Genomic DNA, 18,475 nt, shown 5'->3' with positions numbered 1-18,475 from the left:
CATGAAGCGAGGTCGCATGACGGACTCCTTAACGTGACACCTGTAGTTCAGTACGCCCCGAGTACACCAACCCCTTCCACTCCCGGACAAACTATTTAGCCGTTGCCTACATGGTTGGGGGTGGCGGATAGACGAGCGGCGCTAAGACGCGCCGTGCCGCCCCGGCCCCGTGGACGGACTCGACCGCGAACGCTTCCAGGATCAGGTCCCTGGTCGCCGGATCGACCTCGGCCCGATGGTTCTCGAAGAACGCCCGGGCGCCCGCGGACCTCCCCTGAAGCAGCGCACTGGCAATCGCCGCCGCGACCGGATCAGCGCCCCGCGTGCCCGCCCACCCCAGACAGTCCCCGGCGTCCTGGGCAGCCTCCGAGCAGTCGCCCGCCCCAGCCTGATCGCGGTCCATGGCTCCACAGTGAAGGACTCGCCCAACGAGTCCAGGCCCCGGCTGTCCGGCGTCGGAGAGTTACGTCGTCGGCGAGTGTCCCGGCACGATCCTCGCCGAGGAGTTCGAGCATCGCCGGTACGCCGAGCGCGATCTCGCGACACTGCAGGCCCGAACTGTCGGTACCGGGACGTAGCCTCGGGGCATGGTGGTTGAGACCGAAGTGGCGGACTGGCGGCGGCTCGCGCAGTCGTTGCATGCGAGATTCCTGATCGACGCCTACGTGGACGGCGCGCGGTTCGTGGCCGCGGTGGGGGAGGCGTGCCAGGACGCCGTGCCCGAGGTGCGGCTCGGCGCGTCGTTCGTGGATGTCGCGACCAGGGACGCGGAGCTCGCGATGCGGATCAGCTCGATCGCGGCCGAGCACGGTCTGACCGCCGACCCGACGGCCGTGTCGCAGCTGGAGGTCGCGTTGGACACGGCGGACCTGGTCGAGCTCGGTCCGTTTTGGGCGGCGGTGCTGACCGGCAGCACGGAAGCCTTCACGGGCAACGACATCATCGACCCGACGGGACGGGTCGCGAACCTGTGGTTCCAGGGGACGAAGCCGCACGAGGAGCCGCGCCAACGGTTCCACCTCGACCTGTGGCTGCCACCGGAGGTCGTGTCCGGGCGGATCGAGGCAGCGCTCGCCGCCGGCGGCAAGGTGGTGTACGACGAGGAGGCGCCCGCGTTCATCGTGCTCGCCGATCCGCAGGGCAACAAGGTCTGCCTGTGCACGTCGGAGGGCCGCTGACCTCTGTTATCGTCGAGCTGAATCGAGGAGGTGTGTGATGGCTTGGAAGGTTACCCGGTTCCGCGCCGTTCCCTCCTCGGCTGCTGCCCGCTGACGGGCTGACAGCTTCTTCTCCGGACCGATCGGTGCGTCGCGGCGTCTGGCCGCGGATCACGTGCGCGCTCAGACAGCCGCGCACTCCGTGCCGATCGAACCGGAGCTTCCGCATGTCCTCCGTGGACACCCAACTTCATGCTGCCCTCGCACGCGCCGCCGCCGGCGTACCCCAGCACGAACTACGCCGCCGCGTAGCCGCTCTCTCACATCGCTATCGCACCGAACAGGTCGACGACGCGACCCCCGGAATGAGCGATCCGCTCGACGCCCTCGCGTACGCCGTGGTCCGGATGCCGGCGACGTTCCGCGCGCTGTACGCGGCCTTGTCGGTCGCCGAGCATCACATCGCCGCGGCCTTCACCACGCAGCTGGACCTCGGCGGCGGGACAGGCGCCGCCGCCTGGGCTGCCGCCGCACTGTGGCCCACGATCACCACCGAGATCGTCGAACGTCAGTCAGCCGTCATCGCCCTCGGCAAGCATCTTGCCGAGGGCAACTTCGCGCGGGACTGGCGCTGGACACCGGCCGACCTCCGGAACTGGAGCGCGCCGGAGCCGGTCGACCTGGTCACCATCGGATACGTCCTGAACGAACTCGCCGCTGACCGCCGCGACGACCTGATCCGGGCCGCGGCGCAATCCGCGACCACGATCGTCCTGGTCGAACCAGGCACCCCAGGCGGTCACCGCCGGACGCTCGCTGCTCGCGACCTGCTGATCGCTCAGGGGTTCAGGATCGCGGCGCCCTGCCCGCACCAAGGCCCCTGCCCGATCGACTGGTGCCACTTCGCGGCGCGCCTGCCACGCACCGAACTCCACCGGATCCTGAAGGACGGCACCCGCAACTACGAGGACGAGAAGTTCGCGTACCTCGTCGCGACCCGGCGCCCGGTGCGCGCGGCCGCGGCGCGGGTGCTGACCCGGCCGACGCGTCGCAAGGGCCAGGTCGTCCTCGACCTGTGCACCCCGGACGGTACGGCGGAGCGCGTCGTCGTACCGAAGTCGTCGCCGTCGTATCGCCGCGCCCGGGACACGGCGTGGGGTGCGGAGCTCAGGCGATGACGAGCCGGCTGATCAGTCCGTCGACGAGGGTGAAGGTGAAGTCGAGGTCGACGGTTCCGCCCGGGAAGTTGCCCTCGAGGTGGTGGGTCGCGACGTAGGTGTGCTCGTCGACCTGCCGGGTGCTGGTGAGCTCGGTCGTGTAGCTGTACTCGCTCGCCGACCTCGCCAGCCAGGCCCGGATCTCCTCGCGGCCGCGATAGGTCTTGCCGTCGTCGGTGACCTCGGCGTCGTCGGCGTACCAGCGCATCGCCGCCGGCACGTTCCGGGTGACATGACCGATCAGGTACTTCGTGATGGTGTCAGGCAACACAGGTGCTCCTCAGATGGTGGGTACGGTGCCGGCGTCGATGGTGAAGTCGGCGCCGGTGATCGCGGAGGCACGGTCGGAGACGAGGAACGCGACGAGGTCGGCGACCTCTCCGGGCTCGGCGGCGCGCTGCAGCGGTACGCCGCCGAGCGACGCGAGGATGTCCTGCCAGGCCTCGTCGCGGGTCAGGCCACGGGCGGCGGCGATGCGGTCGGCCAGGTGGTCGGCGCTCGTGGTTCGGATCGCGCCGGGCGAGACGACGTTGACGCGGATGCCATGCGCGGCGACCTCGTTCGACAGCCCTTTGCTGTACGTCGTGAGCGCCGCCTTGGCCGCGGCGTACCCGAGCGTTGCCTCGTGCAACGGCATCCGCCGCTGGATCGACGACACGTGCACGATCGCGCCGGCGCCCCGCTCGGTCATCCCGGGGAGCAGCGCCCGGTCGAGCCGGACTGCGGCGAGCAGGTTGAGCCGGAGCTCGACCTCCCACAGGTCATCGTCGAGTACGGCGTACCCGCCGGCTGGACTGCTCGAGCCACCGAGCGTGTGGACGACGATGTCCGGCGTACCGAACCCGGCGCGGACGGCTTCCGCGACCGCGGCGGTCCCATCGGGCGTGGTGAGGTCGGCGGTGACGAACAGCCCGGCGTCGGCCGGTGCGGTGCGCGCAACGCCGAGGACGGTGACGCCCTCGGCACGGAGACGGTCGGTGATCGCGGCGCCGGTGCCTTTGCTCGCCCCGGTCACCACCGCCGTGCGGTTGCTGAGATTCATACCGGCGACCGTGCCGTCTCCCGCCGGGGGAGACGCAAGGAGTTGACTCTCTCCCCGGGGGAGGGTGCAGGCTGAACGACGTGCGCAGCGGGTTGACGATCGGCGAGTTCGCGCGGGCGACCCATCTGAGCGTCCGCACGCTGCGGCGGTACCACGAGAGCGGGCTGCTCGAGCCGGCGACGGTCGACGCGTCCAGCGGCTACCGCTACTACACCGTCGACCAGATCCCGTCCGCGCAGGTCATCCACCGGCTGCGCGAGCTCGACGTACCGCTGGCCGAGGTCGCCGCGATCATCGCGACCGACGACCCGGACCGGCGCGCGGATCTCGTCGCCGTCCATCTCGACCGCTTGCAGGAGACGCTCGAGCGGACCCGGGCGGCCGTCACCTCACTGCAACAGCTGCTCCGGCCCGCTGCGGGGGATCTCCAGGTCGAGCTCCGCACGGAGCCCGCGCGATTGGTTGCCGGGATCACCGGCATCCTGAGCCTGGACGGGGTCCTGCAGTGGTACGACGGGGCGATGGCCGAGCTCGACGCCGCCGTCGCCGAGCCGCTCGGTCCCCCCGGCGGGCACTACGACAACGACCTGTTCGCGGAAGGGCGCGGGAGGGTCCTGGTCTACTACCCGGTGGCGGACGCGCCGTCGTACGGCCGGGTGCGGCCGGTCGAGCTACCCGCCGTCGAGCTCGCGGCCGCGGTTCACCACGGATCTCACGACGACATCGACGTCACCTACGGTCGGCTCGCGACCTGGGTGCACGAGCACGCGCTGGCCGTGGCCGGCCCGGTGCAGGAGACGTACGCGGTCCGCCCGCAGGACGACCCCGACCCGGCGGCCTGGCGCACCGGTATCGCCTGGCCTGTCTTCCGGGTCGGCTGATCAGAGCTCGTAGCCGCCGGACGCCTCGACGGTCTGGGCGGTGATCCAGCCGGCGTCCGGGGTGCCGAGGAACGCGATGACCTTGCCGAGGTCGTCGGACTCGCCGATCCGGCCGAGGGCGGTGCGCTCGGCGATCGGCGGGATCAGCTCGGGATGCTGCGCGAACGCGTCGTCGCCCAGCCGGGTCCTGGTCACGCCGGGCGCGACCGCGTTCACGCGGATCCCGCGGGCGCTCAGCTCTTTGGCGAGGTAGCGGGTCAGGACGATCTGCGCGCCCTTGACGCTGGCGTAGACCGAGTAGCCGGGCGTCGGGCGCGCCGACTCGAGGGCCGACGTACTGGTCGTGAAGACGATCGCGCCGCGGTCGGCGATCAACGGCAACAGCGTCTGAGTGAGGAAGTACGGGCCCTTGAGGTGGACGTTCACCATCTGGTCGAACAGCTCCTCGGTGGTGTCGTCGAACATGACCGGCGGCTGTCCGACACCGGCGTTGCTGACGAGTACGTCGAACGAGGTGCGGTCCCAGCCCCGCAGTATGTCGGTGAGCGCGGCGCGGAACGCGTCGAACGTTTCCGGGCGGGCGACGTCGAGCGGCAGCGCCACCGCCGTACCGCCGTCCTTCTCGATCCGCTCGACCGTCTCCAGGGCGCGTTCGCGGCCGCCGCGGTAGGTGACGACGACGGCCGTGCCGCGCTTCGCGAGCTCGAAGGCCGCGCCCTGGCCGATCCCGGAACTTCCGCCGGTGATGACAGCTACATGCATGATCGTGCACAACTCCTAATGGTCAGGATCAGGTACCTGACCAGTACACGCGTCACGCAAGGGGAGGTGTTAGACCAATGCTCGCGGCGACTTGCCTGATCCTGCTCGATCGCGACTCGGCGGCATCCCGAACTCCCGCCGGTACTCGCGGCTGAACTGGGACGGGCTGTCGTATCCGACGGCGTACCCGGCGCTGGTCACGTCCTCGCCGAGCCCGACCACGCGCAGCCGGGCCTCCTGCAGCCGGATCTTCTTCTGGAACTGGATCGGGGTCAGCTCGGTCACGGTCCGGAAGTGCCGGTGGAAGGCCGACGTACTCAGACCGGCCATTGCCGCGAGGTCCTCGACGCGGAACGGCTCGGTGTAGTGGTCGCGGATCCACCGGATGACGCGCGCGACGTGCGACAGGCCGCTGTCGGCCAGGCCGATGTCGCGGACGGCGGCTCCCTGCGGGCTGCGGAGCAGGCGCCACAGGATCTCGCGTTGTACGAGCGGTGCGAGGACGGGCGCGTCGTCCGGCTCGTCGACCAGGCGGAGGAGACGAATCATCGCGTCGATCATTTCGGCCGATGCGCGGCTCACGGTCAGACCGCGGACCGGCCCAGGTCTGTCCGCCTGGTCGAGCAGAAGCGCCGCGATCGCCTCGGGACGAAGCTCGAGCCCGACCCCGAGGCACGGCGCGTCCGGCGACGCCTCGACGAAGTGCCCGGTCACCGGCAGGTCGACGGAGACCACGAGGTAGTCACCGGCGCCGTACTCGAAGACCTGCTCGCCGAGCGCCAACCGCTTCCGTCCCTGCGCCACCAGCGCGAAAGTCGGCGTCGCCAGACTCGCCGCCGGCGGGGTGGTTGCCGTCACCACCGACACCAGCAGCCCTTCGACAACTTGTTCACGCCCAGATGCCCGGACGATCAGCTCACGCAGCTCCGCCAAACTCGGCATGGCCGTCACGCATCGAGGAACGTGGTGACCGCGTCGAGGACGAGCGGCGTGCGGGCGAGGCCGGTGAAGTGGGTGGTGCCGGGGAAGATCGCGAGCTGGGAGGCGGGGACGCCGACGAAGTCCCCGTTGACGTCGCCGCCGCGGAGCTGGTGGAAACGGACGACATGCTCGAGCTTCACCGCATCGGCATCGCCGAAGGTGAGCAACGTCGGGGCCTCGATGCCGCGGATGTCGTCGTCGGACCAGCCGGAGGTGCCGCGGTCGTACGCGCCGAGCTTGTCGAGCAGCGTCTGCAGGTGGTCGTGATCGGGGTGCGGCGACTTCGCCAGGTAGTCGGCCTCCATCGGCGTACCGGCGATCATCTCGACCTTCATCGAGTCGACCGCGGCCGCGTTCTCCTCGCGCTCGCCCGACGGGTTGAAGGAGACCGACGAGATGACGGCCTTGCGCACCAGCTCGGGATACTCGATCGCGAGGTACAGGGCGACCGCGCCGCCGACGCTGAACCCGAACAGGTCGACCCTCGGTACGTCGAGACGTGCCAGCAGCCCTACCACGTCGGACGCCAGTTCCGCCGTACCCAGCGGGCGGTCGATGTCGTTGGTGTACCCGTGCCCCTGGAAGTCGGTCGCGATCACCTGCCGCCGGGCCGACAGCCCGTCGATCAGTTCCCCGAACTGCAGGTCGATGTTGAACAGGCCGCCGTGCAGCAACAGCAACGGCGTACCACCTTCGCCGTGCACTTCGTAGTACATGCGCAGGCCGTTCACGTCGGCGTACCCAGTCTGCTTGCTCACGGTTCTCCCACCAGTAGACAGAACGGATGCCCCGCCGGATCGGCGAGGACGTACAGCGGTTCGCCCTCGTCGTCGGACCGGTCGTGCAGAACCGTGGCACCGAGCTCCTCGGCTCGTTGCCGATGCCGCTCGAGCTCCGGAGCCGACGGTACTGCGTAGTCGATGTGCAACTGCATCGGCACCTCGGACGACGGCCAGGTGGACGGCGGCAGCGCGTCGACCTGCTGGATCGCGAGCTGCCGGTTGCCGTCGTCGTCCAACAGCACGAGCCAGTCGGCGTCATCCGGCGTACCGTCGACCGGCGGCTCGTCGCCGGTCCGGTACTGCAGGCCGAGCAGAACCCGGTAGAACTCAGCAAGCCCGCGCGCGTCGGTCGTATCGAGAGCCGTGTGCATGCGGCGCGGATACAGCTCCTCGAGGCTCATGCCGACCGAGCCTACGCGCTGCGGAACGAGCGCCGGTATGTGTTCGGGGGTACGCCGACGACGCGCTGGAAGTGCCGGCGCAGGGTGGTTGCAGTGCCGAGGCCGGTGGCGGCGGCGACCTTCTCGATCGGGTCGTCGGTCGACTCGAGGAGTTGCTGGGCGCGGCGGACCCGTTGGGTGAGCAGCCATTGGAGCGGGGTCTGGCCGGTGACGGCACGGAACTGGCGGCCCAGGTGGCGCGGGCTGGTGTTGGCGCGCTTGGCGAGGTCCGTCACGGTCAACGGCTGGTCCAGCCGCTCCTGCACCCAAGCCAGCAACTGCGCGAGCGAGTGGTCGCCGCTGACCTGCACCGGCGTCGCCACGAACTGGGCCTGTCCGCCCGCGCGGTGCGGTGGTACGACGAGACGCCGGGCGACCGTGTTCGCGATCGTCGCGCCGTGATCGAGCTGGACGAGGTGCAGGCACAGGTCGACTGCCGCGGCCTTGCCCGCCGCGGTCAGCACCTTCCCGTTGTCCGTGTAGAGCACGTCCGGATCCACCACGACCTCCGGATACCGCGCGCTCAGCACGTCCGTGTGCGCCCAGTGCGTGGTCGCCCGCCGCCCGTCGAGAATGCCGGCCGCACCGAGCACGAACGCGCCGGTGCACAGCGACGCGATCCGCGCACCCGCGTCGTACGCCGTGCGTACCGCGTCCACGAGCTCGCCGGACATCGGCTCGTCGACGTCCGCGAGCGCCGGCACCAGGACCGTGTCGGCCCGCGCGATCGCGTCGAGCGGCTCGGTCGGCTCGACCATGAACGGCCCGACCTGGACCGGCCGCGGCCCGCACAGCCGGACGTCGTACCACTCGTCGGCGCCGACGGGCGGATTGCCGAAGATCTCGTACGCGATCCCGAGCTCGAAGTGGAGCAGGTGCCCGGCCGTGGCCAGCGCGACAGTGTGCATGTCCGAAAGTGTACGGATGGTGTCGTTCCGGACTCTCACGCCATCCGGCCCGGACCGGCCAGACTCGTCCCCATGAACGCAATCGTGGTGTACGGCGCCACCGGTCACACCGGCCGCTTCGTCGTCGAGGAACTCGTCCGGCAGAACCTTCCCGTCGCTGTCTCGGGCCGCAACCAGGCCGCACTCGCGGCGCAGTGGGGCGACCTCGACATCCGCCCGGCCGCCGTCGACGACCCGCACGCCCTCGACCAGGCCCTGAAGAGCGCGGCAGCTGTCATCAACTGCGCGGGCCCGTTCGCCACCACCGCCGACCCGATCATCGACGCCGCCGTTCGCGCCCGGATCCCGTACGTCGACGTGGCGGCCGAACTCGAGGCGAACGTCTCGACCTTCGCCCGGCGCAGCGACATCCCGGTCGTGCCGGCGATGGCGTTCTACGGCGGACTCGGCGACCTGCTGACGACGGCAGCACTCGGAGAGCTGACGACCGCCGACGAGGTGCACGTCGCGTACGGGCTGAGCAGTTGGCACCCGACGCCCGGGACCCGCGCCGCCGGGCAGGTCTCGCACGACCGGCGGGACGGTCGCCGGGTGCGCTTCTCCGGAGGCAGCCTGCAGTACCACCAGGACGAGGTGGTCCAGCAGGACTGGACGTTCCCCGGTCCGCTCGGCCGGCGCCGCGTGATCGCCGAGTTCACGATGGCCGACGTCATCACGATCCCGACCCACGTCGCCGTCCCCGAGGTCCGCACGTACATGACGCTCGAGGCCGCCGGTGACCTGGCGGACACCGAGACCCCGGCGCCGACAGCCGTCGACGAGCAGGGCCGGTCCGACCAGACGTTCGTGGTGGACGTCCGCGTGAAGATCGGCGGCGAGGAGCGGCGCGCGACGGCGACCGGTCAGGACATCTACGCGATCTCGGCGCCGCTGGCCGTGGGCGCGGTCCGCCGGATCCTGGCCGGCGAGACGCGGACGACCGGCGTGGCGTCGGCCGGTGCGATGTTCGACGCCGTCGACTTCCTCAAGGATTTACCGCTCACGCTCGACCTGCCGTAAATCGGTTTCCTGCGGGAGAATGGTGGTCGCCTGCTGGACCGCCTCACAGCTGGAGACCCGCCATGCCCGACCTCCGCCCGTCCCGTCGTACGCTCCTCCAACTCACCGCGGCCGGGGCCGTGGCCGGCACGATCGGAACGACGTCGGCGTACGCCGACGGGATCGACTACACGGCCCGGAAGACGTTCGACGACTGGGATCGCCTCTTCCAGGAGGGCGGTCCCGGTCAGCCGGACCAGCCGAACGACAACACCAACCGCGACGGCCGATCCGGCATGCTCGCCTGGAGCCAGTCGTACGTCCTGCTCGGCCTGGTCCGTATGTACGAGAAGTACCGCGACACGTACTACCTCGACCGGCTCATCGACAACGTCGACCAGGTCCTCGCGGTCCGCGACAGCGCGCGCGGCGTCACGGACTATCGCGGGCTGTCGCTCCCGGCGTGGCGGGCCGACCACCCGTACACCACCGGATACGCAACCTTTGCCGACGGCAACGGGCAGCCGCTGCTCGATCTCCGCGAGGCGTTGTCGTACGCCGAGGACACCACGGTCACCGTCACCGCCGGGACCCGGCCGGACACGTTCACCGTTCGGCTCGTCAACACCTTCGTCAACCGCACAGTCACGCTGACCGACCTCTCGCTCGACCCGGCCAGCCCCGACTACGCCGTCAGCCGGATCTACGCGGCCGCGCCCGGACCGTTCCAGCTCACGGCTGCCGATCGGCGGGAGGCGCCGCGGGCCGGCGACGTACCGCGGCTCGGGACGTACGAGATGCGCTGCCGGCCGGTGATCTTCGCCGTCCACACCGGGATGATCACGTACCCGATCGCGAGCTTCGTCCGGATCGTCGCCGGCTCACCCGTCCTGCGCCGCCGGTACGGGCGGAAGGCGGCCGAGTACCTGACCGCGTGCCGCGAGGCGGTCGCCGTCCACGACTGGGAGTACCGGGACGGCGGGCATCTGATCTGGCCGAAGGGCCAGCCGCTCGCGTACGACGGGTGCGAGCAGCCGATCAACCAGTCGGTAGGCCTCGGGCAGACACTCGTCGAGCTCGCGCTCGCGACCGGCGACAGCAGCTACCGGCAGAAGGTCGCGGCGATGGGGCGGATGCTGGCGGCGCAGCTCGCGGTCGATGCCGGTGACGCGTACCAGTGGCATTACTGGCCGATGGGCGGACGGATCTACGAGGGGTTCACGAAGACCGGTGACCCGGCGACCGACGTCTCGATCTTCACTCCGTCGGGTGGGCCGGCGCGCCAGTTCGAGGACATCAGCCACGGCGCGATCGACGTCGAGTTCGCCGTCCGGGCGTTCCGGGCCCGGTTCGCGTTCACCGGGCAGGACATGGAGCGGATCGCGCGAACCTTCACCCAGAACGTCGCGACCACCGACGCGGACGGGCTCCCCGCCGTACACACGACCGTCGCCGGCGGCGCGACCGGCGCAGCTTCGGTCGCGCACCAGGCCCCGCGCTGGATGCAGGCCGCCCCGTGGGATCCCCGGATCCACGCCCACTGCCTCGCCCTGTACAACCGCTACCAGCCAACGCCGGAACGCGACGGCCGGCAGGCCATCGGCTTCGGCTGGCTACTGGCCAACGTCGCCTACCTGAACTGGGGAGCCCGATGACCACGACTAAACGGACCTGGGGAGGATCGTGTGCCGGATCGAGCAGGACATCCTCCCCAACCCGTCACGCCGTCGGGATCTGGAGCCTCCGGTGCCCCGCGGTTCAGGCCGCTTGCGGGTTTGGTGGTTCACACTTCAGATTGCCTGTTCGCCTCTCGGATACGAGCGGGGAAGGGACAAAGTCAGCGGTTAACCGGCGAGATACAAGCGTCAAACGGGGCGGGACGGGGGGCCGCCCGTCGCAGGTCGGCAAATGGTCTCCGCTCCTGGTCCGCATCGACCACTCTTCGTCAGACCAGGCTGGTGCTCCGACGACAACGACTGGTACCCCATACCCAAGTCGGACCACCACGGCCTCGCGGCGACCATCGGACCGTGCGCATGACCGAACTCGAGCAACTCACAGCGACCCTCGACGGCCTCCGGGCCGGCGTACTGAAGAAGTCGTCCGGCCTCAGTGAGGCGGACGCCCGGCGCAGCGCCGTCGGCTCCGGGACGAACATCGCAGGCCTGATCCAGCACCTGACCTTCGTGGAGTCGCTCTGGTTCAAGGAGGTGGGCGCCGGCGGCAAGGCGACCCGGGCAAGCGTTCGATGGAGGTGGATCACAGCACCTCGTTGAAGGCCTTGCGCGCCGAGTACAAGGCCGCCTGCGCCGCCTCCGACGAGATCATCGCGCAGCTCGACGGCAGCACCGGCGGCTGACCCCGCCGGCGTGACATCTTGTCGTCGCCGATCCGGAACCAGCTGAAGGGCGCCGATGTCCCAATCGCACGTCGAACCAGGCAACTACCACAACCCCTCCGACGACGCCTGGTGGCGCCGGGCGCTGGACGCCACCGGTGCGACCATGCAGCTTCGGGCCTTCGAGCAGGACGGCCGCGACGTGCCGTGGTCGGACGCCGTGATGAACGCGAGCGCAGCCGCGGCGATGCGCTGGCGGGCGAGCAGCAACGGGCGCTGGGCCGACCTCCCGAAGGGTCCGCTCGGCGACCTGAGCGAGGGGTTCGCCCAGCGGCTCGCCGAGGAATACAACCGGGACGACAACATCGGCTTCCACATCGACAACACCGACTGGTTGCCGAACGTGCGCGCGCAGATGGCCCGCGGCGATGTTGACCGGACGCTTGAGAACGCCGCCCGGAGCATCGTCACCTCCGCCGATCCGGGTCCGAACGGCGAGCGGTGGCACCACCCGGATCCGGACAAGGTCGCCGAGGTACGGAACGCGATGAGCCAGCGCCTGCTCGAGGGACGGTACGAAGGTGCGCCCGCGGTGGGCGACCAGGAGCAGAACTTCGCCTACCGCCTCGGGTACGCCACCGCGGACGCCGGCGTGAAGGCGATGAATGCGAGCCTCGCCACGGAGGCGGACCCGGAGTTGGCTCGCAGCGTCCGGCACACCCTGGACGCGCAGCCGGCACCGAGGGCGACGGCACCGGCCGAGCGCACCGATGGTGCGGCAGCGGGAACTGGCACGAGTTCGGGCCAGGTCAAGACCAGCGGCGTCGGCCCGCGGGGCTGACGAGCGGATCGGACCTGCCGTGCCGGCCGGGTGGAGTGACTTCCACTGACTGACATGGCAGGATTCCTACGGTGGGTAGCGGTACGACGGAGGAGCAGCGCCTGCAGGACCTGGCGCGGCTGCGGCGCGTGAAGGACCGGATCGACCGGGAGTACGCGCAGCCGCTGGACGTCGAGGCGCTCGCGCGCGGCGCGCACATGTCGTCGGGACACCTGAGCCGCGAGTTCAAGCGCGCTTACGGAGAGTCGCCGTACGGGTATCTGATGACCCGGCGGATCGAGCGGGCGATGATGCTGCTGCGCCGCGGCGGGATGAGCGTCACCGACGTCTGTTTCGCGGTCGGCTGCCAGTCGCTGGGCACGTTCAGCACCCGGTTCACCGAGCTGGTCGGGATGCCGCCGAGCGTCTACAAGGAGCACGCCGGCGACACGACGCTCGGGATCCCGTCGTGCGTCGCGAAACAGGTCACGCGACCGATCAGGAATCGAGAAGCAACTCCCACGACCGGCACGTAGCGTACGGTCATGGAGATCAAGATTCACGCCAGCTTCCTGCCGCACACCGACCCCGAGGAGTCGGTGAAGTTCTACCGCGACGTCCTCGGCTTCGAGGTCCGCACCGACGTCGGGTACGAGGGCATGCGCTGGATCACCGTCGGCCCGGCCGGTCAGCCGGACACCGGCATCGTGCTCTACCCGCCGGCCGCCGACCCCGGCGTCACCGACGACGAGCGGCGCACGATCAGCGAGATGATGGCGAAGGGCACCTACGCGACCCTGGTGCTGCAGACCGACGACCTGGACGGCCTGTTCGAGCGCCTGCAGGCCACCGACGCCGAGGTCATCCAGGAGCCCGTCGACCAGCCGTACGGCATCCGCGACTGCGCGTTCCGCGACCCGGCCGGCAACCACATCCGGATCAACCAGGCATCCTGACACAAACGACTCTCTGGGGAGGACGAACGCATGGCCCGCGAGGAGCATGTTGCCGACAGCCACGACTTGATCCGGGTGACCGGCGCTCGGGTGAACAACCTGAAGGACGTCAGCGTCGAGATCCCGAAGCGCCGGCTGACGGCGTTCACCGGGGTGTCCGGCTCCGGCAAGAGCTCGCTGGTGTTCGGCACCATCGCGGCCGAGTCGCAGCGGCTGATCAACGAGACCTACAGCGCGTTCGTCCAGGGCTTCATGCCGAACCTGGCCCGCCCCGAGGTCGACGTCCTCGACGGCCTGACCACCGCGATCATCGTCGACCAGGAGCGGATGGGCGCCAACCCGCGCTCCACGGTCGGCACGGCGACCGACGCGAACGCGATGCTCCGGATCCTGTTCAGCCGGATCGCGAAACCGCACGCCGGCCCGCCGACGGCGTACTCGTTCAACGTCCCGAAGCGCACCGCGACCGGCTCGATGACGGCCGACAAGGGCGCCGGCGAGAAGAAGGTCGTCCGCGAGCAGGTGTACGCCGGCGGCATGTGCCCGCGCTGCGAGGGCATGGGCTCGGTCACCGACTTCGACCTGACCGCGCTGTACGACGAGGACAAGTCGCTGAACGAGGGCGCGCTGACGATCCCCGGCTACAGCATGGACGGCTGGTACGGGCGGATCTTCCGCGGCTCCGGCTTCTTCAACCCGGACAAGCCGATCAAGAAGTACACCAAGAAGGAACTGCACGACCTGCTGTACCGGGAGCCGACCAAGATCAAGGTCGAGGGCATCAATCTCACCTACAACGGGATCATCCCGGCGATCCAGCGCTCGTTCCTGTCCAAGGACGTGGACGCGATGCAGCCGCACATCCGCGCGTTCGTCGAGCGGGCCGTGACGTTCACGATCTGCCCGGACTGCGACGGGACGCGGCTCGGCGCCGAGGCGCGGGCGTCGAAGATCAGCGGCAAGAACATCGCGGACCTCTGCGCGATGCAGATCACCGACCTGGCCGCCTGGATCCGGGCGCTGAAGGAGCCGTCGGTCGCGCCGCTGCTGAAGGCGCTCGGCGACACCCTCGACTCGTTCGTCGACATCGGCCTCGGGTACCTGTCCCTGGAGCGCCCGGCCGGCACGCTGTCCGGCGGTGAGGCGCAGCGGACGAAGATGATCCGCCACCTCGGGTCGTCGCTGACCGACGTCACGTACGTGTTCGACGAGCCGACGATCGGTCTGCACCCGCACGACATCCAGCGGATGAACGAGCTGCTGCTGCAGCTGCGCAACAAGGGCAACACGGTGCTCGTCGTGGAGCACAAGCCGGAGACGATCGCGATCGCCGACCATGTGATCGACCTCGGTCCCGGCGCGGGTTCGGGAGGCGGCGAGGTGGTGTTCGAGGGCACGCTCGCCAAGCTGCGGACCAGCGGGACCCTGACCGGGCGGCACCTGGACGACAAGGCCTCGGTGAAGCCGTCGGTGCGGTCGTCCTCGGACGCGCTGGAGATCCGCGGGGCCTCGACCAACAACCTGCAGGACGTGGATGTCGACGTACCGCTCGGGGTCCTGGTGGTCGTCACCGGCGTCGCCGGGTCCGGGAAGAGTTCGCTGATCCACGGGTCGATCGCCGACCGCGACGGCGTCATCGCGATCGACCAGGGCGCGATCCGCGGGTCGCGGCGGAGCAACCCGGCGACGTACACAGGTCTGCTGGACCCGATCCGGAAGGCGTTCGCCAAGGCGAACGGGGTGAAGCCGGCGCTGTTCAGCGCGAACTCCGAGGGCGCCTGCCCGGCGTGCAAGGGCGCGGGTGTGATCTACACCGAGCTCGGCGTGATGGCGACCGTCGAGGCGCCGTGCGAGGAGTGCGAGGGCCGGCGGTTCCAGGCGGCCGTGCTGGAGTACACGTTCGGCGGGAAGAACATCGCCGAGGTGCTCGCGATGCCGGTGTCGGAGGCGCTGACGTACTTCGCCGAGGGCGAGGCGCGGGTACCGGCCGCGGAGAAGATCCTCGAGCGGCTGAACGACGTCGGCCTCGGATACCTGTCGCTCGGGCAGCCGCTCACGACGCTGTCCGGCGGCGAGCGGCAGCGGTTGAAGCTGGCCACGCACATGGGGGAGAAGGGCGGTATCTACGTCCTCGACGAGCCGACCACCGGTCTGCACCTGGCCGACGTGGAGCAGCTCCTCGGCCTGCTGGACCGGCTGGTCGACGCCGGCAAGTCGGTGATCGTCATCGAGCACCACCAGGCCGTGATGGCGCACGCCGACTGGATCATCGACCTCGGCCCGGGTGCCGGCCACGACGGCGGCAAGGTCGTGTTCGAGGGCACCCCGGGGGACCTGATCAAGAAGCCGAAGACGCTGACCGGCAAGCACCTCGCGGAGTACGTCGGGCCGAACTGATCAGGAATCGAGAAGCACCGGGAGCGGGTGCGAAATAGCGTTGGAGTCAGTAAACGTCAGGGGCCGCGGCCCACGATTCTGGAGCGACGAAATGACCACCACGCTAGGCGTCAACACGATCCTGCACCCCGTCACCGACCTCGAGAAGGCCAAGCCGGTGTACACCGCCCTGCTCGGTGTCGAGCCGATGGCGGACTCGCCGTACTACGTCGGGTACGAGGCCGAAGGGCAGCAGATCGGCCTGGTCCCGAACAGCGACATGACCTCGCCGATCGCGTACTGGCACGTGACCGACATCGAGGCCAAGATCAAGGAGATCACCGCCGCCGGCGGTACGCTCAAGGACGCCCCGAAGGACGTCGGTCAGGGCCGCCTCGTCGCCACCCTCACCGACCCCGACGGCAACGTCCTCGGCATCCTGCAAGACCCGTCCTGACCATGTGCAACGTCCCGCGGGAGGTCCGCGCGGCTCTGTTCGGCGTCCGGCAGGAAGCAGCCGGCGACGTACCGGAGGACGAGAAATCTGTCGGCGCCGACGAGCCGGTCCGGCATCCTGTCTTGCATGAATGAGCGCATCCGGCACGTGTTGTTCGACGCCGACGGCGTCCTGCAGGACCTGCCCGGCGGGTGGTACGCGGCCATGGAGCCGTACCTCGGCGACCGGGCGCGGGACTTCCTGCACGAGACCTGGTCCGACGAGCTGCCGATGCTCGCCGGGCGCGGCGACTACCTGCCGGTGCTCGAGGCGTCACTGCTGAAGTACGGCGTGCGCACGCCGGTGACCGAGGTGTACGACGCGGTGTGGAAGAACATCGTGCTGATCGAGGAGTCCCTCGACATCGTGCGGGCCCTGAAGCGCAAGGGGTACGGCGTACACCTCGGCACCAACCAGGAGAACTACCGCGGCGCGCACATGCGGGCGGCGCTCGGGTACGACGACCTGTTCGACGTCAGCTGCTACTCGTACGACCTCGGCGTCGCCAAGCCCGACCCGGCGTTCTTCACGCTGGCCGCGGAACGGATCGGGGCGGACGCCGGCGCGATCCTGTTCATCGACGACATGCCCCGCAACATCACCGGCGCCCGGGCCGCCGGTCTGCGCGCCGAACAGTGGGACTTCACCCAGGGGCACGCGGCTCTGCACGAGCTGTTCGCCACTCACGGCGTGGATGCCCGGCTCACCGGTTGAAAGCTCACTCGGCGATGACGTCCACGGAGATGTTGCCGTGGGTGGCGCGGGAGTACGGGCAGGTGGCGTGGGTTGCCTCGAGCAACTTGTCGCCGACCTCGCCGCGCAGGTGGTCGGGCAGTTCGACCCGCAGGACGGCCGCCAGGTCGAGCCTCCCGCCGGCGGGGACGAGGCTGACCTCGGCGGTCACCGCGACGTCCTTGGCGTCGAGGTTCTGACGCTTGGCCAGGATGTCCAGCACGGTCGAGAAGCAGGCCGCCCACCCGGCGGCGAACAGCTGCTCGGGGTTGAGCCCGTCGCCGGTGCCGCCCATCTCCTTCGGCATGGCGAGCTGGATGTCCAGCTGCCCGTCGGCGGTGACGGCGCGGGAGTCACGACCGGACGCGGTGGCGACGGCGGTGTACGTGGGGTTCACGGTGGTGGGGTTCATGGTGGTGGCCTCCAGGTCGTTGTGCGAACACCGGCAACGATCCACGGCAGCGGGGGAGCGGCTCAATTACCTCCTTGGTGCAGTTACCTCGCGGGTAATGGCTGCGCGGCGCGCGGCCGCCGTACGCTGAGCTCGTGACTGTGCTGGAGGAGCCACAGACTGTCGGGGAGCTGTTGCGCTTCTGGCGGACGCACCGGCGGATGAGCCAGCTGGACCTGGCGGTCGACGCCGAGGTGTCGACCAAACATCTGAGCTTCGTCGAGACCGGCCGTGCGCAACCGAGCCGGCAGCTGCTGGTCCACCTCGCGAACCATCTCGACCTGCCGCTGGCCGAACAGAACCGGCTGCTGCTCGCGGGCGGGTACGCACCGCGCTACCTGGACCAGCCGTACGACTCCGCCGCGATGCTCCCGCTCCGCGAACCGTTGCGCGAACTGATCGACGCGCACATGCCCAACCCGGCACTGATCGTCGACGGCCTCTGGAACCTCGTCGACGCGAACGACGCCGCGGCGTTGCTCTGGGAAGGCGTCGACCCCGAACTCCTGAAACCCCCGATGAACATGCTCCGCCTGTCCGTGCACCCCGGTGGCCTCCCCAGCATCTCGTCGATGACCGCCGCGTGCAGCCTCGGCCTGATCCACCAACTCAAGCGCAAGAGCCGGGACACCGCCGACGAAGCCCTCGCCAACCTCCTCGACGAGGTCGAGAGCTACCTGCCGGACAAGCTCCCGACGGCACCCGCCCAGCAACCCATGGTCACCCTCGACCTCAACACCCGCCTGGGCCCGGTCCGCCTCTTCACCCTCATCGCCACCATCGGCGCCCCCTTGGAAGTCACCGCCGCCAGCCTGGCCATCGAAACCTTCCTCCCCGCGAACCCGGACAGCGCCACCCGCCTCCAGCAACTCGCCGGCTGAGCACGGCTCCCGCCGCGTTGCTGTTGTTGGGGTGCCTGTCCCGATGACGGCGACCCGGCTCATCGACGTGACTTCCTCTCCCGCAGGACGCGCCGCGCCCAGCTTTCGGCGTCGTCGCCGAGGAGTTGGCCGGTGATCAGACCCATCGCGAGGAGAACGACGACGGAGCCGGCTGACAGGAGAAGCGCGAGAACCATGTGCTCCATCGTCGAAGCGA

Annotated in this window: 23 protein-coding genes; 13 read left to right on the top strand and 10 right to left on the bottom strand. The window is 69.7% G+C overall.

Annotated elements, in window-relative coordinates; translation table 11 throughout:
• Positions 1–106: 106 nt before the first annotated feature.
• Positions 107–403, bottom strand: a complete 297-nt coding sequence (locus ACWEOO_RS05145; protein WP_355692760.1) for a hypothetical protein — start codon at positions 401–403, stop codon at positions 107–109.
• A 184-nt stretch (positions 404–587) separates the two neighbouring features.
• On the opposite strand from ACWEOO_RS05145, the gene ACWEOO_RS05140 reads away from it, so the two are divergent.
• Positions 588–1,178, top strand: a complete 591-nt coding sequence (locus ACWEOO_RS05140; RefSeq protein WP_452141875.1) for a VOC family protein — start codon at positions 588–590, stop codon at positions 1,176–1,178.
• A 206-nt stretch (positions 1,179–1,384) separates the two neighbouring features.
• The gene (locus ACWEOO_RS05135; protein WP_452141874.1) at positions 1,385–2,335 is read left to right on the top strand and encodes a small ribosomal subunit Rsm22 family protein; all 951 of its coding nucleotides are present in this window, start codon (positions 1,385–1,387) and stop codon (positions 2,333–2,335) included.
• Here the strand turns inward: ACWEOO_RS05135 and ACWEOO_RS05130 are convergent.
• Entirely contained in the window at positions 2,325–2,645 is a 321-nt protein-coding gene (locus ACWEOO_RS05130; RefSeq protein ID WP_452141873.1) for a nuclear transport factor 2 family protein, read from the bottom strand. The two genes, ACWEOO_RS05135 and ACWEOO_RS05130, sit on opposite strands and share 11 nt — an antisense overlap.
• A gap of 9 nt (positions 2,646–2,654) precedes the next feature.
• Positions 2,655–3,416: an SDR family oxidoreductase gene (locus ACWEOO_RS05125; protein WP_452141872.1), complete on the bottom strand. Its 762-nt coding sequence runs from the start codon at positions 3,414–3,416 to the stop codon at positions 2,655–2,657.
• 80 nt (positions 3,417–3,496) lie between these two features.
• On the opposite strand from ACWEOO_RS05125, the gene ACWEOO_RS05120 reads away from it, so the two are divergent.
• On the top strand, positions 3,497–4,297 hold the full coding sequence (locus tag ACWEOO_RS05120) for a MerR family transcriptional regulator (RefSeq protein WP_452141871.1): 801 nt from the start codon (positions 3,497–3,499) through the stop codon (positions 4,295–4,297).
• On the opposite strand, the gene ACWEOO_RS05115 is transcribed toward ACWEOO_RS05120, so the two are convergent.
• The 5 genes from ACWEOO_RS05115 to ACWEOO_RS05095 all read right to left on the bottom strand — a co-directional run bounded on the left by ACWEOO_RS05115 (position 4,298) and on the right by ACWEOO_RS05095 (position 8,170).
• Positions 4,298–5,059 carry an SDR family NAD(P)-dependent oxidoreductase gene (locus ACWEOO_RS05115; RefSeq protein WP_452141870.1) on the bottom strand — a complete coding sequence of 254 codons (762 nt, stop codon included), beginning with the start codon at positions 5,057–5,059 and terminating at the stop codon, positions 4,298–4,300. It lies immediately after the preceding gene.
• Positions 5,060–5,128: 69 nt separating this feature from the next.
• The gene (locus ACWEOO_RS05110; protein ID WP_452141869.1) at positions 5,129–6,001 is read right to left on the bottom strand and encodes an AraC family transcriptional regulator N-terminal domain-containing protein; all 873 of its coding nucleotides are present in this window, start codon (positions 5,999–6,001) and stop codon (positions 5,129–5,131) included.
• 5 nt (positions 6,002–6,006) lie between these two features.
• Entirely contained in the window at positions 6,007–6,798 is a 792-nt protein-coding gene (locus tag ACWEOO_RS05105; RefSeq protein ID WP_452141868.1) for an alpha/beta fold hydrolase, read from the bottom strand.
• A complete protein-coding gene (locus ACWEOO_RS05100; RefSeq protein ID WP_452141867.1) occupies positions 6,795–7,223 on the bottom strand; it encodes a VOC family protein in 429 nt (142 codons plus the stop codon). The genes ACWEOO_RS05105 and ACWEOO_RS05100 overlap by 4 nt, the downstream gene beginning before the upstream one ends.
• A gap of 11 nt (positions 7,224–7,234) precedes the next feature.
• Complete coding sequence (locus ACWEOO_RS05095) at positions 7,235–8,170, bottom strand: helix-turn-helix domain-containing protein (RefSeq protein ID WP_452141866.1); 936 nt, start codon at positions 8,168–8,170, stop codon at positions 7,235–7,237.
• Between the two features lie 72 nt (positions 8,171–8,242).
• Between ACWEOO_RS05095 and ACWEOO_RS05090 the strand changes: the two genes are divergently transcribed.
• The 9 genes from ACWEOO_RS05090 (at position 8,243) to ACWEOO_RS05050 (ending at position 16,908) form a co-directional block, all read left to right on the top strand.
• Positions 8,243–9,229, top strand: a complete 987-nt coding sequence (locus ACWEOO_RS05090; RefSeq protein WP_452141865.1) for a saccharopine dehydrogenase NADP-binding domain-containing protein — start codon at positions 8,243–8,245, stop codon at positions 9,227–9,229.
• A gap of 62 nt (positions 9,230–9,291) precedes the next feature.
• Complete coding sequence (locus ACWEOO_RS05085; RefSeq protein WP_452141864.1) at positions 9,292–10,863, top strand: hypothetical protein; 1,572 nt, start codon at positions 9,292–9,294, stop codon at positions 10,861–10,863.
• Between the two features lie 381 nt (positions 10,864–11,244).
• Positions 11,245–11,484 carry a mycothiol transferase gene (locus ACWEOO_RS05080; protein ID WP_452142045.1) on the top strand — a complete coding sequence of 80 codons (240 nt, stop codon included), beginning with the start codon at positions 11,245–11,247 and terminating at the stop codon, positions 11,482–11,484.
• Positions 11,485–11,622: 138 nt separating this feature from the next.
• The gene (locus ACWEOO_RS05075) at positions 11,623–12,387 is read left to right on the top strand and encodes a hypothetical protein (RefSeq protein ID WP_452141863.1); all 765 of its coding nucleotides are present in this window, start codon (positions 11,623–11,625) and stop codon (positions 12,385–12,387) included.
• Positions 12,388–12,458: 71 nt separating this feature from the next.
• Positions 12,459–12,902 carry a helix-turn-helix transcriptional regulator gene (locus ACWEOO_RS05070; RefSeq protein ID WP_452141862.1) on the top strand — a complete coding sequence of 148 codons (444 nt, stop codon included), beginning with the start codon at positions 12,459–12,461 and terminating at the stop codon, positions 12,900–12,902.
• 9 nt (positions 12,903–12,911) lie between these two features.
• Positions 12,912–13,322, top strand: a complete 411-nt coding sequence (locus tag ACWEOO_RS05065) for a VOC family protein (RefSeq protein ID WP_452141861.1) — start codon at positions 12,912–12,914, stop codon at positions 13,320–13,322.
• A 30-nt stretch (positions 13,323–13,352) separates the two neighbouring features.
• Positions 13,353–15,719: an ATP-binding cassette domain-containing protein gene (locus ACWEOO_RS05060; protein ID WP_452141860.1), complete on the top strand. Its 2,367-nt coding sequence runs from the start codon at positions 13,353–13,355 to the stop codon at positions 15,717–15,719.
• Between the two features lie 91 nt (positions 15,720–15,810).
• On the top strand, positions 15,811–16,155 hold the full coding sequence (locus ACWEOO_RS05055; RefSeq protein ID WP_452141859.1) for a VOC family protein: 345 nt from the start codon (positions 15,811–15,813) through the stop codon (positions 16,153–16,155).
• A gap of 126 nt (positions 16,156–16,281) precedes the next feature.
• Entirely contained in the window at positions 16,282–16,908 is a 627-nt protein-coding gene (locus tag ACWEOO_RS05050; protein WP_452141858.1) for an HAD family hydrolase, read from the top strand.
• A gap of 4 nt (positions 16,909–16,912) precedes the next feature.
• Here ACWEOO_RS05050 and ACWEOO_RS05045 read toward each other — a convergent pair whose 3' ends face one another.
• Entirely contained in the window at positions 16,913–17,338 is a 426-nt protein-coding gene (locus tag ACWEOO_RS05045; protein ID WP_452141857.1) for an Ohr family peroxiredoxin, read from the bottom strand.
• A 134-nt stretch (positions 17,339–17,472) separates the two neighbouring features.
• Here ACWEOO_RS05045 and ACWEOO_RS05040 point away from each other — a divergent pair, with 134 nt between their 5' ends.
• Entirely contained in the window at positions 17,473–18,258 is a 786-nt protein-coding gene (locus ACWEOO_RS05040) for a helix-turn-helix domain-containing protein (protein ID WP_452141856.1), read from the top strand.
• 59 nt (positions 18,259–18,317) lie between these two features.
• On the opposite strand, the gene ACWEOO_RS05035 is transcribed toward ACWEOO_RS05040, so the two are convergent.
• Entirely contained in the window at positions 18,318–18,455 is a 138-nt protein-coding gene (locus ACWEOO_RS05035; RefSeq protein ID WP_452141855.1) for a hypothetical protein, read from the bottom strand.
• Positions 18,456–18,475 lie beyond the last annotated feature (20 nt).

The sequence above is a fragment of the Kribbella sp. NPDC004138 genome, assembly GCF_053603655.1.
The sequence above is the reverse complement of the archived record's forward strand: the minus strand, read 5'-3'. Positions and strand labels throughout refer to the sequence as shown.

What these genes read in the sequence shown, in the direction of transcription:
- ACWEOO_RS05075 (WP_452141863.1), top strand. Translation starts at nt 11,623, where the DNA reads ATGTCCCAATCGCACGTCGAACCAGGCAACTACCACAACCCCTCCGAC.
- ACWEOO_RS05090 (WP_452141865.1), top strand. Translation starts at nt 8,243, where the DNA reads ATGAACGCAATCGTGGTGTACGGCGCCACCGGTCACACCGGCCGCTTC.
- ACWEOO_RS05085 (WP_452141864.1), top strand. Translation starts at nt 9,292, where the DNA reads ATGCCCGACCTCCGCCCGTCCCGTCGTACGCTCCTCCAACTCACCGCG.
- ACWEOO_RS05055 (WP_452141859.1), top strand. Translation starts at nt 15,811, where the DNA reads ATGACCACCACGCTAGGCGTCAACACGATCCTGCACCCCGTCACCGAC.
- ACWEOO_RS05060 (WP_452141860.1), top strand. Translation starts at nt 13,353, where the DNA reads ATGGCCCGCGAGGAGCATGTTGCCGACAGCCACGACTTGATCCGGGTG.
- ACWEOO_RS05035 (WP_452141855.1), bottom strand. Translation starts at nt 18,455, where the DNA reads ATGGTTCTCGCGCTTCTCCTGTCAGCCGGCTCCGTCGTCGTTCTCCTC.
- ACWEOO_RS05050 (WP_452141858.1), top strand. Translation starts at nt 16,282, where the DNA reads ATGAATGAGCGCATCCGGCACGTGTTGTTCGACGCCGACGGCGTCCTG.
- ACWEOO_RS05140 (WP_452141875.1), top strand. Translation starts at nt 588, where the DNA reads ATGGTGGTTGAGACCGAAGTGGCGGACTGGCGGCGGCTCGCGCAGTCG.
- ACWEOO_RS05125 (WP_452141872.1), bottom strand. Translation starts at nt 3,416, where the DNA reads ATGAATCTCAGCAACCGCACGGCGGTGGTGACCGGGGCGAGCAAAGGC.
- ACWEOO_RS05115 (WP_452141870.1), bottom strand. Translation starts at nt 5,059, where the DNA reads ATGCATGTAGCTGTCATCACCGGCGGAAGTTCCGGGATCGGCCAGGGC.
- ACWEOO_RS05145 (WP_355692760.1), bottom strand. Translation starts at nt 403, where the DNA reads ATGGACCGCGATCAGGCTGGGGCGGGCGACTGCTCGGAGGCTGCCCAG.
- ACWEOO_RS05080 (WP_452142045.1), top strand. Translation starts at nt 11,245, where the DNA reads ATGACCGAACTCGAGCAACTCACAGCGACCCTCGACGGCCTCCGGGCC.
- ACWEOO_RS05110 (WP_452141869.1), bottom strand. Translation starts at nt 6,001, where the DNA reads ATGCCGAGTTTGGCGGAGCTGCGTGAGCTGATCGTCCGGGCATCTGGG.
- ACWEOO_RS05100 (WP_452141867.1), bottom strand. Translation starts at nt 7,223, where the DNA reads ATGAGCCTCGAGGAGCTGTATCCGCGCCGCATGCACACGGCTCTCGAT.
- ACWEOO_RS05065 (WP_452141861.1), top strand. Translation starts at nt 12,912, where the DNA reads ATGGAGATCAAGATTCACGCCAGCTTCCTGCCGCACACCGACCCCGAG.
- ACWEOO_RS05095 (WP_452141866.1), bottom strand. Translation starts at nt 8,170, where the DNA reads ATGCACACTGTCGCGCTGGCCACGGCCGGGCACCTGCTCCACTTCGAG.
- ACWEOO_RS05045 (WP_452141857.1), bottom strand. Translation starts at nt 17,338, where the DNA reads ATGAACCCCACCACCGTGAACCCCACGTACACCGCCGTCGCCACCGCG.
- ACWEOO_RS05135 (WP_452141874.1), top strand. Translation starts at nt 1,385, where the DNA reads ATGTCCTCCGTGGACACCCAACTTCATGCTGCCCTCGCACGCGCCGCC.